Source organism: Clostridium sp. (genome assembly GCF_051278035.1).
Classification (GTDB): Bacteria; Bacillota; Clostridia; order Clostridiales; family Clostridiaceae; genus Clostridium_AD.
Map to the genome: position 1 here is coordinate 1 of NZ_JBNMNU010000034.1, position 16,021 is coordinate 16,021.

Genomic DNA, 16,021 nt, shown 5'->3' on the forward strand with positions numbered 1-16,021 from the left:
GCATTAAATCCAATAAAGGAAGAAGAGCTTGTTGTCATAGAAAAAGCATTATCATAAAAAGATTAAAATTAAAAATTGCGACAACTATGTTGACAGACTCCGATAACATTTATTATATTTTCTCTAATATCGTTAATAAGACCTGTCCCATTTTTATTTGATTTAAAATAAAGATTGTAATTGAATTTATCTTTTAACTCATAATATAATTCTAAATCATCTTTGTCCATTAATTGAGGATTGAATATATATGAATCAACTGACAGTATGGCTTTGTAAATATTCGCATCACTAAGCAGTATTTTCCGTAGATTGTTTTCTTCCATTATTATCGCTCGCTTTCTTATTATTTTTTACGATTTTAATTATTGCTTCTATTATTTAATTTACTTTTCAATTCACTTTTAAAATCCCCTATGGACTTAGTTATTAATAAATTCCCATTCCATTTTTCACCATCTTTATCCTCAGCATAAAAATTAATAGATCCATTGCTAAGATCTAAAGTAGCTTTTTCATTTACCAAGAACTCAAAAGCTTTGTTACTAAATCGATTAAAACTTACTTTACATTTTAATGGGCTATACTTAAAATCTACAAAGGTAAAGTATATATTCCTTATATTAAAAACAGAATAATCTACATTGTCCAAATATACCATTATACTATCTAATTGATTCAACAAAATTATATGATTAGCAAATTTATCTAGTATCTCTTTTATTATCTCAACTATACTTATATGATTTTTTTTCTTTGTATTGTCTTCTTCTCCATCAATTCCATTATTGATACCCTCTTATAGTTTCTCTGATATTCAATTTCATCATATTTAAAAATCACTTTAATATCAAACTCATTATCATATTTCAAAGAATTTACTGATGGTGGGTTAATCATATCAATTTTAATAACATCTTTATCATCCTTATTTGAAGTACTGATTTCAATAGCTTCATTAATTTTTATAGTTAAGCTAGCTTTATAATTATATTTAAGTACATTTATAAATTCAATTAAACCTTGAATTGGATCACTAATTATTTTTTCAATATTTTTACATTTCTTTTGAAGACTTACTGCTTTTCTTAATGAGATTAAAAAAGGTTCAATATGACTGTCAATAAATTTGTAATTATAAAGATAGTCTTCATCATAGTTCACTATATAGGCTGAAAATGTTTGTAAAATATCCTTTACGCTTTTATCAAATTCTGTCTCGCTTTCTACCTCAATGAGTTTAAGTAATGATTCATTATAATATTTATTATTAAGAATTTTCATAAAGCCTCCTTATATGATGTCCTTTAGCCGATACTTCTTAAATTATAACTTTGTATGATTTTTCTACGGTACCCATCTTATCAATTTAAAAACCACCCATTATTGTTATATACCCTCCCACAATTATTGTTTTCCTATATTTATAATCTCCAATATCCCATCCCCATACTTCTCAAGTTTTTTTGCCCCAAATCCTTTAACTTGTTGAAGTGCATCTTTTGTTTTTGGTCTACTCTGAACTAATAAATCTAATTCTTCATTGTTAAATATAAGGTATGCTTTAATACCTGCTCCCTTAGATGTATTAAGTCTATATTGTTTAAGTAATTCATACATCTCTGTATCATCATTTTTAGTATTCTCATAATTACAACTTTTTTCAACTTGATTTATATTTTCTTCAGTATGATTCTCTTGTTTTTCTTTTATGAGATCTGCTTCTGTTAATGAGTACTTAGCCATATTATTCATTGATATGGGTTTATTATTTTTAACAAGAAAATCTGATATCTCGTACATATATTTTTCAAGCATATTTTTGGTATTCTTATCATCCTTTATTTCTTTATTTAATAGATTTGTAATTTGGTCATATTTATATATATTATTCTGAATACTCTTTGGAGCCTTGTTCTTATTCACAATTGTTTTTGGATTAGCAAGTACAACAGCTGATTTTATTGGAAGAGTTTTTATATTACTTTCCTTTACTAAAATCTCTCTAAGTATATTAACATGACGTTCATTTTGTGATATTGGACTATACATTCCTTCTTTCTTAAACACCTTACCCGAATTACTTTTTAGACTTCTTATAAAGTCACCACTACGTGTAATTTCTATATCTCCATTAAGCTTTTTAGCTTCTAATACCATTATGAATTTATAATGGATTATAATAAAATCAAATTGAGCTACATAATCATTATAATCAATTCTAATATCATGAAGACATAGCATTGGCACCTCTAGATTCCTCTAAGCACCTTTTGATACTACATCTTTTTTCTTATGCTAGTAGCTAATAGCACCCACACACGTCTTTCAGCAGTAAAGTATTAACCCTATTCCCAAACCCTCTCAAGCACAATCCCCCATCAAATCCACCACGTTGCTCTTTCTTTTCCTTCCTTCTATCAAACAATTCCTCTTCTGTATACCCAAGATAACCAGCGAGTCCCACCAATACCTCCAACACATCTGCTAATTCCTCTAAATTATTGTCTTCCATATATTCATTAACTTCTTCCAAAAGCTTTGCTTCAAGTAATTTTTTATACTCGTCCGTCTTCGCTATATGTGTATCAAACTTTTTGCCACTTTTCTCTACTACCTCAGGAATTAAATCCCTGACTAATTTGTTATATTCCTTCATTATTGATTCTCATCCTACCTTTTTATACTTTTCAACATAGTCTTTACTAATAAAGTTTAATTCTACTTCTTACATAATTTCGGCTCAGATTACTATTTATTTCTCTAAATAACCCTATCAACCACCTGGAATCCCTGGTTCAAAGCAATTTGATACAATGGTGAAATGCATTGCTTAATATTCTTACTGAAGGTTTCCTGTGTACTATGTTTAAAGTACTCATAAGGATTCTCTAGATTTAGCACGTCCACATATTCTTCAAGGCTGTGCTTTATCTTCTTATTACAAATATAGGAAAATGCTTTATATTGCGTACTGCAAAAATCATCTATATAATTATCATATAAGAGCAATTTATCACTTTTCTTACTATTAACATTTTTAAAGGTTGGTACTAGATTCCACATTTGATCATGGAGAACAAAACTCCAAGGAATAAAATGGTCAATACTAAGAACACCATACTCCTGAAATGCACTGTTGCTAAACTCAGAACCAGTATAAATGTCTTTTAATCTATTAACACTAATTATTTGTTTCCACAGCTCTGTTGCTCCTTTAAGCATTCTTCTCTTTGGTGCCTCAAGCTTAAAAACAATAGCCGGTACATTAGGGTTTCTCTTTTGCAAAAAACATACAAGCTTATAATAAATCCATGATTTAATCACTCTATAGTTTTCCTTCAAATAAGTTACCCAGCAATCATTAATTACTATTTTATCTTTATCCCCTTTTATTATCTTATACAAACAAGTTTCGCTACCTTGTGATAAATCTACAATGGAGTTGTTTTTAAACTCTAGAATTTTAAAAAATGGAGATAACAATCTATAGGGTACATTATAAGTAAGTTCCTTCATCATTCTGTTCAATTCTTTATCTTCACTTTTATATAAAAATTCCAGTAATTCTTTTTCATTGCAATTGACTGGAAACTCATTCTTCAAAGCCACATACCCAATAGGCTTTTTCAAGTTATCAGAAAATCCAAAATTTAATTTGAATTGTTGTTGAGGGTACCAAGCTGATGCTATCATCCTTGCAATAAGCTTTTTAAACTCAATCTCTGTATTTCCAATGCTAACTTCCTCTAATATTCCAATCAACCAATACATTTTGTAGCTAGCTACCATCTTGTCATCATCCAAAAGTCTAGAGAAAATCCTTGAATCTATTAAGTTATTAATTGGCAAGTAGCCAGTTATATCCTTAATGTTTATTTGATCTAATGATGCGTTTTCCTGGCCTTTTATAAACGTATTTAAGTCTGTCATCCTTTTTTCACCTTCTATTCAAATTAAATTAATCAACTTTAAGATGATTCTATTCTACTAATACCGTATTATACATTTATCTAAAAACTGTACCTTTCCTTTGTTATACTGTATTATATATTCATTTTCCATAGATGGCGATATTGAAAAGAATTGTATTCCTGATTTTTATCGATACATGCCATCTTTATGCAATCCTCCCTAAGTAATGGAGGATCATCTAAGTAATCAATATAGTCAATTGTATGAGTTCCATAGGTCATAAGACTTAATGTTTTATCCGAAACCTTATTTAAACCATTTTCTTCACATTCAGTACAGTAACCTGAAATTTCATGCCCATTGTGTAGCTTTTTAAAATAACCATAATTATAAAACGGAATAATACTTTGATCCTTAAGCTTTAGTACATTTGAGAATGAGATGCCTCTAAGTTTATTTAAATCCATTTATACATAACCCCCAAATGAAATATATATATTAAATTTCTACAGTATATTTTAAAAAATTCTCTTAATTCCACTCTATCATATTAACATTGCTAAATTAGGGGAATGCTGTCATATTTAAAATTAAAAATGATGCTCCTCTACTAATAAGTTACAAAATCAAATTTATATCCCAATAATACTTACCTTCATCTCACGCCCCATACTATCATCAATCACTACAGTAAATAGTATTGTTTCATCATCACCTGCCGAAGACACATAAGATATACCCCTATAATTTGCAAATGTGCCTATTATATCAAGAGGCGCAAAGATACTTACACATTTTGGTACAAATTCTAGAATTGTATTTATATACTGCTTCGCTAGTTCTGCCTTAAGATTAATAAACACATTATACTCAGTGCTTTGAGTATTAGATTTATTTATAGTTTCATTGTATAACTTCAAAACAAAAAAGCTATCAAAATGTATATTATTACATTTTGATAGCTTTTATAATTATCTTCTAGGCTTGAATACCTATTCAAATAATTCTTTTATACCTATTGATAATTCTTCAAATACTTCTGATCTTATAGTTTCAAAGTGATGATATCCGTCTACTTTAGATGGCTTATTATTTTTAAAACTATAACAAATAGCATTTTTGTTCATTGGGTTAATAATCCAATATTCTTCCACCCCAGCTTTAGCATACAAACCTAGCTTGGTAATATACTCGTGACTACTGTTAGACGGTGATACTATCTCAACTATTAATGTAGGAATACCTTCGTATTGATTATTTTTAATATTTTCTGTGTCGCATACCACAAATATATCTGGTTGAACTACACTTATATTATTGTTTTCATCTATAAATCTAACATCAAGGGGCGCTACATATGGCTTGCAATTTTTACCTTTAAAATATTTCTTAAACTCAAATGCTATATTTAAAACAACATCTTGGTGCACAATACTTGGCGAACCCATCATGTGTATTTCATTATTAATATATTCACATCTGTCCTTTTTACTTATTTCTAAATACTCTTTGTATGTATAGATTCTTTTTTCTTCAGCAAGCATTATATCAACTCCTTTGATCTCTAATATTCAACTTCTCTTTACTATATTATAACCAACACTTGTATTTTAAACAACTAATACTGGCTAATTAGTTCTGTATCTCCTTCCAGCTTACCTTAAACCTAATTCTCCAGAGTATTACATTTACAACTAAAAGCACCCCAGCATAAATACCAATAAGGACGCATCACTGGCATCCTTGTTGGTGTTTTTATATACTCACTATATTCCACTCTAATTCCATGCCATTTTTAAATTTAAAAATTATCGAATCTTCTGAATGCACTACCACTGTTTTAATAGTAGCATTCCAAAGTTCCTCATCGAACTCTACTAATAACACATCTGTTTGCTCCGACTCTTTAATAAAAGCTACTGTTCTCTCAAGTCATTCTCGTGGGAATTATATCGCCACAGCGTTATATATCTAATTTTCAGGTTTGCTTTATAATAACTTCTCATAATTAGTAATTATACAGGTACTATCACATGTTAAATATTCAAACCTATATCCTGTACCCTCATGTAGATTTTCACCCATATAACTATCTCCAGTTATTGGAGCATATTTCTTTGCATCTCTTCTCTTGTATCTTCCGAAATACATATTTCAAACATTTTTTCCCCCTAGAAACACACATAATATTTTTCACTTAATTAATTATTAGTATGCATTTTCTATACCTATAATGGTTATTATTAGCTCGTCAAATCTATATTATTCATAATAGCCCCCCCATTTTTCTAATTTATTGTTATTATATTTATATGGTATCATTCACCAAAGACAAAAATTTGCCTTGTAAATTTTATAAATAAAAAAGCTATGAAAATGATTATTACATTTTCATAGCTTTTAAGAATATCTTATATTTTTTTAATGTCTCTTATAAAGAACCCTGTCTATAATTACACCAGCTTCAGTTTTCGCTTGTACCTCTCTCTACCTTATATCTCTTTCTGATTTAGACATCCCTCTTCAATCTCATCTTTCAAAAGCTCATATATATAGGAAGAACTTTCACTATAAAGACCTGTATTTTCATCATTTAGCTTTGTATAAACTATCGAATTATAAACTATTGCCATAGACTCAGATATTGAAATATTCTTATCATCACATAAGTAACTAATCAATTCTTGAATAATTCCTTCTATTAAAATCTTTTTAATTTCCATTCTTACTACCTCCTATGAACTTAAGATACCCAATTGCTTTTACTGAATGAAAAGAATATTGATTTGTGAATTTCTTAAACTTCATATCTTTAACTAAAACATCAATATTTATTAACCCATTGGAAAAACTTCTAAACAATAATGCTAAAGCATCATCTGCTACAGGACCAACCACCATATCATATTTACAATCATAGTTGTTATCTTTACTATGAAATTCATTAAAACTTCTGTTTCTATTATTTAATACAAATAAAGCCCATTCTTTTGATGGCATTTCAAATTCCTTTATAATTAGATCTTCATCTTTGAAAATATCATCCGACATACTTAACTCCATAACTATTGGAGTCCCTCCATAAATAGCTGCAACTCTCTTAGCCATCAATTCAGCTTGGCTCCTTATTGTTGTACAGTAGAACCCTTTACCAAAGTCTTTGTACGGCCTACATTTATTTAAATCAATGTTTTGAATTATAATATTAGAACCATGGTACAAAATCATTGCGTAGTCCCTCCATTATTATTATTATTATTAGATACTATAACCATATCATCAACAGCATCATCAATGCTTAAAGTATGTTCTATTTCATAATTATCCAGCAAAAAATTAATAGCTTTATGCTCATTGAGATAATTAAAAGCATCTTTTCCATTTATATTTAATCTGTCTGCATATTCATTAACACAAACTACCATATATTTAACTATATTTAAATCTCTTTCCATTAGCATCTTTATCACTCTCCACTATTGGTTTGTCTACTATATTATATCCAAATAAGCATTTTTAAGCAACAAATATACTTGAGAAATCCATTTTAGTTTCATCCTCAATTTTGTTATAAATAAACTGAATATAATTAATCAAAGTTTTGTTAAAAGTAACTATTAAAAATGCCCACTTGGTTTCCCCTGTCGTTGGAACTTCTTCTCTCTTTGCTATAACAGAAATCCATTCTTTAGGAATACTATCATACCCTATTTGCCCAAATACATTTAAAATATTTGGTTTTCCACAAACTTTTACTTAATAGCCTGGCACCTCTATCTTTATACTTATCCATTGTTGTAAGGGTCATTATCCATGGTGGTGCTGTTATTTCAAGTTTTTAGCTGCTCTTTCCAATAGTTTTAAAGAACCAGCTTTATAATAATCTGCGAATTCTCGTTCTGGGTTGAATAGATATGATTTCCCCTTGCCAATTCACTTTTAATGAAGTGTTTCCAAAACTATTCTTTATCATTGTCATTTTCATTCCCTTATATTTAATATTTTTAGGTATCTAATATTTGCCTTTAATATATTTGTCTTTTCCTTTTACTTTTTTCACTTCCCACAATATTTTTTATATTTTTTACCACTACCACAGGGACATTGCTCGTTTCTTCCTATTTTATTACTAAGGATATCATGATTTTTTTCATCTTTGACTATCCCCTGTGTCCGCGAACTATTTTTCGTCCTTATATTTTGGTTTATTTCTTTCTCGAAGTTCTTTAGTTTTTCATTTTGATCTGAATCACTGTACAAATTTAAAAGTCTTCCTTCTACAGCATCTCTATTATCTAAATTAGATACATTAAGAGCCTTTAAAAGCAATTCCTCACCTTTATAAAAGTCAGGTTTTATTGTTCTTCTAAGCCAATATTGATCAGACCATCCTATCCAACCCCATCCCCATCTTGGATTTTCTAATAAATATTTTTCAAATAACTCCTCACCTTTTTTTATATTTCCTAAATAAAAGTGGGTTTCTGCTATAGCTCGTTTTGCATTTTCCAGAGTTAACTCTTCGCTAGTATCTGTAAAACTTATAATTTGTTCATTCATGCTGATACGCAAATTCCCATAAACCTCTTATATCTCGCCATTATTAGAGGTTGCAACTATGTTACATAGGCAATCATCAAAATCATTCAACCAATTTACTACAAATTGAGCACCATTATAAATATTGGCAAAGCTATCAAATGTCTTTAAATTATCATTTTTCATATAATCCATTAATTTATTCCAAACATCTATCCAACTTCTAACTGCTTTATCATGTTGATTATCAATTATAAATTGATATCCTTCTTGCATCTTTTCATCAAACTCTATAAATTCCTCCGAAATTATCTGGGTATTATTGTAAAGGTTGTTTCTGTTAATCCAATTGTTTTTCATTGCTTACACTACCCCTCTCTTCGTTCTCTTCTTTTGAAATTATACATTTTCTTCAGTCTTTAAATTATTTCAAAAACTACCGGGCAAACACTTGCAGATTCAATTATGCTATACAAACTGAATGATCTTTCTGGCATATTTGCAAAGGGTATGATAATGATATAAGCCTGTGCCGAGATAAAACTAAAAAAATGATCTTAATCGTCTTCATCTCTACCTTCAGTGCAAAGCTCATTTAGATATCCATCATCAATTGCTGTAATAAAGTGTTTCCAAAACTATTCAATTATAGTATAATCCATATTTTTCTAAAATCCTACGGAAAGTTACAAAGTCGCTTATCTAACCATAAAACATCGCCTTTTTTCGTTAAAATTTTGCCTTGTAACCTCTCTCGACCTTATATCTCTTTCTGATTAAGACATCCATCTTCAATCTCATCCTTTAAAATCTAATATATATAAGTATCTAATTATCTCTTAAATAATTTCTTCTATTAAAATCTTTTTAATTTCCATTTTTACTACCTCCTATGAACTTAAGATACCCTATTGCTTTTACGGAATGAAAAGAATTGTGATTTCATTAAATCTTTGTAAAAAACACAAAAAGGGAATGTTAAGATATACCGTTAAAAATATTATAATCTCAACTGCTATAATGATTATACCTTGTAAGATTTTATAAATAAAAAAGTTATCAAAATGCTTATTACATTTTGATAACTTTATTTTGAAGGTGTTTCAAATTCTTTTTTATCCTTGCATATAGAACCTTATTAAACTTGGAAAGTTATGGCCATCATCTAAAAATCATTAATTTAAAATATTTTCAATGGTATGACCATAGGTCTCATCTATTTTTTCATTATCAAATAATGCTACTCCATTTTTGTCCTTAATAAGTATTCTTAGTTGCTCTGCTCTAATATCTCCTACTATATGTGGAGAATGAGTTGCAATTATCAACTGATTATCGATACCAATATTCTCATAAACCTTTATTATCCTTTGCTGCCACTCTGGGTGTAACAATATTTCAGGTTCGTCAATCAATATAATTGAATTATTAATCTCTAAGAATTTCAAAGATAATCCTCTTAAAAATAGTTGTTTTTCACCTGAAGACAATCCATTAATATCAAATTCTTTTCCAAAGCTATTTCTAAAAACTGGTTTTGTATCTTCATCTTCTGACAAACCTATTAACTTAACATCTATTTCCATAACATAAAAAATACTATTTATTTCATCACATACCTTATCTATTACTTCTCCAATAATTTTATTTCTATTTTTAAATATCTCCTTATTTATCTTTGTAGCTATAAATGAAGGAATATTTTCTGTTATGCTTTGATCTACTATATTTAAAAAGCTAGGAGAAAACTTAAATGTATTATCTACTTTTTTAAGCTTATCAAAACTTATTTCTGCAGGCATATATACAACTTTAGGAGCATCTTTATTAGTATTATTCCCTATAATATGTGGATCTAACATTCCCACCTCTGCACCATCAAGTTGAACCTGTGTATAAAAATGACCAGAGTGTAACTCAACATTCAGTACATTCTTTGCATTATAGCCGTTCTCATCAACTTCGAAAGAATCAAATAGACTTTTTAAAAAGGTAGTCTTGCCTGTTCCATTATTACCTATTAAAACTACAGTATTTAAAGGAATCCCATTACTACCACAAAAATCAACTTCTAGATTGTTTAGTATTTCATGATTATCAAATCTGATTTTTTTTAATTTCATTTTTATTCACCTCCATACCAAATTATCACTTATACATTTTCTTTAAACCACATGTCTCATTTAATTACCTGTATCTATACTATATCATAAGTTATTTTCCCTTTGTATGTTATCAAAAATACATATATAATCTCCATCTTATACATGTATTTTTTCAGAATATTTACCTATGACCCATAACCCTCTAATATCTGGCCATTATTAACCTCTAACTCTTCCCCCATGTACAACTCTGCCAATGACACTACCAAGTTTCCCCTTTTCTTCTTCTTCATTAATTTGCAGTGCCCAAAACACAGGGAATCTTTCACTGATTTCAGTCTTTATAATTTCTGGTGCAGCAAAAGCTATTATTTGGAAATTTAGCTTGTTTGCAATGGTGAATATAGGATCAAGTACATGGCTTCCTGACGCCTTTCCAAAAGGATTATCCAGCATGAGCACGGTCCAAGGATTCTCATTACCTACAGTTTTCTTTCTGTAATTCATTAGCATCATTATTATAAAAGTATTAATAGATAGGGTTTGCCCTCCACTACCTTCTGGCGAATCACCATCTCCACTATTTATCCCGCCCCAAGTATTATAGTGACTGTTATTTGGCTTTGCGTAGAGGAATTCATTTTTCTCTGTCATTTTATAAACCTCTAGCACCGGGTATTTTCCTCTTAAGGCTTTGGAGAAAATCATTTTATCACTCATATAAGTTTCCAAGGTTTTATCTTCTAAATTATCTAAATCTACTCCCGATTTTTCTAGTTTTTCTATGCATTCTACAAAGTACTCATTTAGTAAGACCTTAATATCAGCTTCTTCTTTCGGCAAAAGTTCCTCACCTTTTAGTCTTACCAGCTTAAATGCATGATTGTTCTCATTAACATAAACCATTTTGTTAACCATTTCTCTTAAACATTCTGCTATCTTAATAGATTGCCTAGCAGCCCTTGATGACCATTGTTCCTTTGCTTCTTCCGCCTTAAGCTTATCGCTACTTACCCTGCTTATTTCTTTTAGAGCATGATCTCTCATACTGCTAAAGGAGTCTTTGTTATTAGTAAAACTCGCTACATTTGTTTTTTCACCTATAATTTCTTTAATTTTATGCTTTAGTATCTCGTCCTTAAGGTTCCTTTTTAATTCCTCTAGGAATTGATCAAAGTTACCCTGAGCTTTAATTGTATGATTATTTATAACATCCTTAATACTCTTGAAACTTTGTATCCATAGATCTACTTCATTCTTTTCATTATTATTTATCTTATCCATTTGGTATTCTGTAGTTTTTCCTTTAGTGCTATCTAACTCTTCAAAATGTTTTATTTCTGAAACAAGGCGTCCCATTTCAACGTCTCTACTATCTAATTTTTCTATTATAACTTCAACTTCTTTTAAATATTTATTATTACCACTTATATTATCCTTAAGCTTAATTCCTTTTTCCTCTAAATTTAAAGTTTCCCAAAGCTGTGGTGTTTTATGGTGCTCTTCATTTATTTTTTTAGCAGACCGCATAATATCCTTATCTATCTGAATTATAAGCCCTGCTTTTGTACCAATGCTACTGGTTAATTCTATAAATGTTGTGTTTTTGATCGTAGCTCTTTTGACTATGCTTTCAATTTCAAATTCAATAGTGTCGGGATATAAATTATCGTATACATAATTCCCCCAATTCATATCAAGCCTTAGTAATTGTTTTAAGCGTGCTTCTATATTTAAATCTAGCTCGTCAATAGCATCATTTAACCCGTTTATTTGATAGTTTTTCTCTTCGATTTTTAAGTTTAAATTTTTTCTATGCTCAATCTCTATAAATATAGTATCTTCTTCTAAATTTATGTAATTTGGCTGTATACTTATTTGATTTTCATCATTTTCTTCCTCCTTAAAACTAGCCTCTTCTATAATTTCTTTTACATATTTTAATTTATTGTCTACATTGATCTTCCATTTAACATAACTACTTTGCTCTAAATACTTTTTAGCCTCATTTTCATCTTTTTCCATTTCCTTTTCTGTAAGGATAAGTTCTACGGTTATTAGTTTTTCTTGATCTTTTACTGCTTGCTTTCCTTTTATTTCTATATCATTCTTAAAATTTATAAACTCATCTAGCTTATTAATACTAATTTCTAATCTTTTTGTTTGCTTGTAACTTTCTTCTTTCATATTATTATAAAAAATCAGTTTTTGATGTGACTCATTTATATTAGCTACTGTAGTATTTAGTTTTATTGAAAGTTCATTTATATTAGCTTCTATATCTTTAATCTTTTGTTCTAAGAAATTTGAACTTTCGGTCTTAAGCATGTTTTCAATTTTATTAATGAGTTTATCTATTTTGTCGATGGAATTCTCTATATATTTTATCGCCTGCCTACTATCTAATTCTTTTTTACTTAAGCTTTCTTTCCACTGCTGAAATACCTCATTGTTACCAATAAATTTTAAACCTTCATGATGGATTAACTTAAAGTTCTCGCCCGCTCCTCCTTCCATTTCAGTACGTATATATATCGGTACGGTACTTCTTAAAAATAGATCCTCAGATAAGTTTTGGCTTATGGTGTCAAAGTCCTTAGTATTTCTTATAACCAAACTAAAAGGAAGCATAGGACAAATTCTAAGATTTTTCTCTTGCTCTTCTTTTGAAAGTGAAAACAAAAATTGTGTTCCATAAAGAACCTTTAGGGAAAGCCCCTCAATTTTCCCCTTTATAATATCAATATCATTATTGGGTATCCAATATTCCTTATTGTTTAAAGTTAGATCTATGCTATTTTCCCAAAGCTCTTTCTTAATCTCATTTAATTTTCCTCGCTTTATTTCCTTAGTTTTACTAATTTCAAACACTTTATTTTGAAGAAAGCCCTCAGAGTATGACTCCTCAAAGTCTTCTAGCTTACACATATCCAAAACTTCTAAAAATAATTCTTCTTCCTGTACCCTTTGTTTTTTGCAGCTTGTGTCTAATTTTTCTTTTTTCTCTTTATGGTTATCTATTTGGATTTCTATTTTGTTTTTTTCTATATTGAGATTATTTATATTTTTTTCAAATTTAGTAATCTTATTTTCTGAATCTAAGAGCTTTTTAATCTCCTCTTCATTTTCTTTTTTTATATCTTCCTGTAGTATTTCAGGACACACCATTCTAAAAGCATCAAATTCTAAGCCTAGTTTCTTTTCACGTTTATTAAACTTTTGCTTTGCATCATTAAATATACCAAGATTAATTTTTATTGAATTCTGATTTTCTTTAAGAGTTTTAATATTCCTTTTAAATTCTTCTTCCTCAGCTTTTAAAAATCCCTCGTAGGCCTTATGCTTTCTTGATGTTTCTGTAAGTCCAGCCTCAGTTATCTTCCACTTTTCTCTAATTACTTCATCTATTTTCATAATTTCTTGTTCTATATCATTTAAATTTAGAGAGCTCATAAGCCTCTTCTTTTCTTCAATTTTATTATGCCTTTTATTTATATCGATTTTTCTTGGAATATCTATTTTATTTATTTCAAATTTCTTTTTATCCTGCGCAAGATTATCTATTTCCACATTTACATTGTCTAAATCCTTCTCTTCACCTAGCTTTTCAAGTTCATACTCAATTTTAACTCTGTTTTGCTTTGCATATTCTAGGTTATCCTTTTCGAAGTGCAGCTCTCTTTTCCTATCTACAGTTTTTCTTCTTTCACCAAACCATTTTTCTTTTTCAATAGTAATATTGTTTTGAAAACTCATAAGGGTACAGTAAAGATCATTCCCACTTATTATGCTATTTTCTTTTCTAACTCCATGACCAATGCCAGCTTCTGCATCTCGAATTAGTGGTGACAACATAGTTAATAAATTCTTATAATCAGCCTCTCTATTTATTAATATAGGTAGATTTTTTGTAATTGAAATATTACTTTTAAATATGTCCTTTAGTGTATCTTTATTTTCTTCAAATTGATTATTAAGATTTTCAGATATAGAAGGAATAATATATTCATCAAATATTCCTTTATTGTCTTTTGCTTTTGAAAAATAATCTGAAGCTCCACCTTCTACCTTGTTTATAAGTTTTAATATAGACCATTCAGAACGGTATATCCCATTACCCTCTAAATATTGATAGTATTCAGATCTTGTATTCTTTGCAGAGGTCTCTGAAAACTTTCTAAAGTCTTTTTTATTTTTTAATATAAATTCTTCGAATTCCACGTAAGCTACTGATTTTCTTTCTTCCTTAGAATAGGCTGGTAAGTTTTCTATAGTAAAAAAGTTATTGTCATAATGTTCATGTGTATATAAAAAATATTTTACACCTATCTTTTCTTCCTTTTCATCTTCTTTCATTGAACTTATCTTGCTCGCTGTAACGCACATCCCAGTAATTAGCCATTTATCTGGAACAGTATCAAGCTTCCACTCCAATATTACATGGAAAGTATATGGACTGAATTGCTTATTTGCATTTAAAAACATTCCTGTGATTTTATTTCCATCATTCTTACCCCATTTGGTGTTAGGTAAAACGATTTGAGACATTAGCTGCATTAATACACCTTTCCCACTTTGATTTTGCATAGTAATCAAGGTGTGGTCAGGATCGTTCTCCCTTGTTAAATCAAAAACAGTATTGTCGTAACACTTTTTAAAATTATCATATTTATTACCTACTATTCTAATCTTGCAGAGTCTCGGCATACTGTTCCCCTCCTTTTGCAGCATCGATTAGAGCTATAAACTCTATATATCTATCCTGATTATGATAAATTTTATCCAATCTTTCATATAACTCGTTCTTTGGAATAATTTTAAGTTCCTTAGTATTATTATAAATAAGTTTTTGATCCATTAATGGTTTCAAGGCTTTATAAATAAAATTAAATCTATTATCTGTAGTATTTACTACGTCAATAGTTCCCTTAGTTTTGCTATTTTTCATTGGTGAAAAGTCTTTATTCCACACCTCATCAATTTCCTTTAGTGCTATTCCCCATTCAAGGGTAAAACCCTCTTCTTCCTCTTGCCTCTTTATCCAGGAGTTAATAGTGCTATTCACTAATGACTCCAGCTTAGCATAGGATATTCCTTCCTCTTCCCACCTGACCCTAATGTTATTATCTTTATCTACCTCAGATAAAAATACACATATTATCAAGTTTGCTAAGTAAAAATATTTTTTATTTTTTAATGCTTTGTATTTTACTTTCATCTGAGTATAAGAATTCGCAAAAATGGATCCATTTGCAGTTGAAACCATATGAAGATTTTCTCTTGTATCAAAAACCCTTAAGTTTCCTTCCCCTGCCATAGTATTAACAATTTCCCTTATTTCGCTGCTACTCAGATATTCTTCTGCTAAGGGCTGTTTTATATCTACAATGTTTTCCTTTAGAAGAATAAAAAATAGAGCGGATGCCTTTTGTATATTATCTGTTGTATATGCCATAAACTAT

The 16,021-nt window shown here is 29.2% G+C and carries 19 protein-coding genes; all 19 read right to left on the minus strand.

Translation table 11 applies throughout. From position 1 onward, the window contains the following. Window positions 1-68: 68 nt before the first annotated feature. The 19 genes from ACJAX4_RS07045 to ACJAX4_RS07135 all read right to left on the minus strand — a co-directional run bounded on the left by ACJAX4_RS07045 (window position 69) and on the right by ACJAX4_RS07135 (window position 16,014). Window positions 69-326 (minus strand): hypothetical protein, encoded by a 258-nt coding sequence (locus tag ACJAX4_RS07045; RefSeq protein WP_435788745.1) that lies wholly within the window; start codon window positions 324-326, stop codon window positions 69-71. Window positions 327-361: 35 nt separating this feature from the next. Next, window positions 362-661, minus strand: coding sequence for a hypothetical protein (locus ACJAX4_RS07050; RefSeq protein WP_435788746.1), 300 nt, complete (start codon window positions 659-661; stop codon window positions 362-364). Window positions 662-738: 77 nt separating this feature from the next. Further along, window positions 739-1,284, minus strand: coding sequence for a hypothetical protein (locus tag ACJAX4_RS07055; RefSeq protein ID WP_435788747.1), 546 nt, complete (start codon window positions 1,282-1,284; stop codon window positions 739-741). A gap of 123 nt (window positions 1,285-1,407) precedes the next feature. Beyond that, a complete protein-coding gene (locus tag ACJAX4_RS07060; RefSeq protein WP_435788748.1) occupies window positions 1,408-2,244 on the minus strand; it encodes an HRDC domain-containing protein in 837 nt (278 codons plus the stop codon). Between the two features lie 61 nt (window positions 2,245-2,305). After that, on the minus strand, window positions 2,306-2,659 hold the full coding sequence (locus ACJAX4_RS07065; RefSeq protein ID WP_435788749.1) for a phosphoribosyl-ATP pyrophosphohydrolase: 354 nt from the start codon (window positions 2,657-2,659) through the stop codon (window positions 2,306-2,308). Window positions 2,660-2,763: 104 nt separating this feature from the next. Beyond that, window positions 2,764-3,933: an HNH endonuclease domain-containing protein gene (locus ACJAX4_RS07070; RefSeq protein WP_435788750.1), complete on the minus strand. Its 1,170-nt coding sequence runs from the start codon at window positions 3,931-3,933 to the stop codon at window positions 2,764-2,766. A gap of 113 nt (window positions 3,934-4,046) precedes the next feature. After that, window positions 4,047-4,382: a hypothetical protein gene (locus tag ACJAX4_RS07075; RefSeq protein ID WP_435788751.1), complete on the minus strand. Its 336-nt coding sequence runs from the start codon at window positions 4,380-4,382 to the stop codon at window positions 4,047-4,049. 165 nt (window positions 4,383-4,547) lie between these two features. Then, entirely contained in the window at window positions 4,548-4,835 is a 288-nt protein-coding gene (locus ACJAX4_RS07080) for a hypothetical protein (protein ID WP_435788752.1), read from the minus strand. Window positions 4,836-4,907: 72 nt separating this feature from the next. Next, window positions 4,908-5,459 carry a Uma2 family endonuclease gene (locus tag ACJAX4_RS07085; RefSeq protein WP_435788753.1) on the minus strand — a complete coding sequence of 184 codons (552 nt, stop codon included), beginning with the start codon at window positions 5,457-5,459 and terminating at the stop codon, window positions 4,908-4,910. Window positions 5,460-5,670: 211 nt separating this feature from the next. Further along, window positions 5,671-5,802, minus strand: coding sequence for a hypothetical protein (locus ACJAX4_RS07090; protein WP_435788754.1), 132 nt, complete (start codon window positions 5,800-5,802; stop codon window positions 5,671-5,673). Between the two features lie 102 nt (window positions 5,803-5,904). Further along, entirely contained in the window at window positions 5,905-6,066 is a 162-nt protein-coding gene (locus tag ACJAX4_RS07095) for a hypothetical protein (protein WP_435788755.1), read from the minus strand. Between the two features lie 341 nt (window positions 6,067-6,407). Then, window positions 6,408-6,638 carry a hypothetical protein gene (locus ACJAX4_RS07100; protein WP_435788756.1) on the minus strand — a complete coding sequence of 77 codons (231 nt, stop codon included), beginning with the start codon at window positions 6,636-6,638 and terminating at the stop codon, window positions 6,408-6,410. Further along, on the minus strand, window positions 6,628-7,143 hold the full coding sequence (locus tag ACJAX4_RS07105; protein ID WP_435788757.1) for a DUF3990 domain-containing protein: 516 nt from the start codon (window positions 7,141-7,143) through the stop codon (window positions 6,628-6,630). The genes ACJAX4_RS07100 and ACJAX4_RS07105 overlap by 11 nt, the downstream gene beginning before the upstream one ends. Then, window positions 7,140-7,376, minus strand: coding sequence for a DUF3791 domain-containing protein (locus tag ACJAX4_RS07110; RefSeq protein ID WP_435788758.1), 237 nt, complete (start codon window positions 7,374-7,376; stop codon window positions 7,140-7,142). Before ACJAX4_RS07110 ends, ACJAX4_RS07105 begins: the two co-directional genes overlap by 4 nt. Before the next feature lie 595 nt (window positions 7,377-7,971). Further along, window positions 7,972-8,475: an SEC-C metal-binding domain-containing protein gene (locus ACJAX4_RS07115; RefSeq protein ID WP_435788759.1), complete on the minus strand. Its 504-nt coding sequence runs from the start codon at window positions 8,473-8,475 to the stop codon at window positions 7,972-7,974. Window positions 8,476-8,502: 27 nt separating this feature from the next. Next, window positions 8,503-8,814, minus strand: coding sequence for a hypothetical protein (locus tag ACJAX4_RS07120; protein ID WP_435788760.1), 312 nt, complete (start codon window positions 8,812-8,814; stop codon window positions 8,503-8,505). Window positions 8,815-9,629: 815 nt separating this feature from the next. Beyond that, window positions 9,630-10,577 (minus strand): AAA family ATPase, encoded by a 948-nt coding sequence (locus ACJAX4_RS07125; RefSeq protein ID WP_435788761.1) that lies wholly within the window; start codon window positions 10,575-10,577, stop codon window positions 9,630-9,632. A gap of 201 nt (window positions 10,578-10,778) precedes the next feature. Next, entirely contained in the window at window positions 10,779-15,266 is a 4,488-nt protein-coding gene (locus ACJAX4_RS07130) for a hypothetical protein (RefSeq protein ID WP_435788762.1), read from the minus strand. Further along, complete coding sequence (locus tag ACJAX4_RS07135; RefSeq protein ID WP_435788763.1) at window positions 15,244-16,014, minus strand: DUF6063 family protein; 771 nt, start codon at window positions 16,012-16,014, stop codon at window positions 15,244-15,246. The genes ACJAX4_RS07130 and ACJAX4_RS07135 overlap by 23 nt, the downstream gene beginning before the upstream one ends. Between the last annotated feature and the right edge of the window lie 7 nt (window positions 16,015-16,021).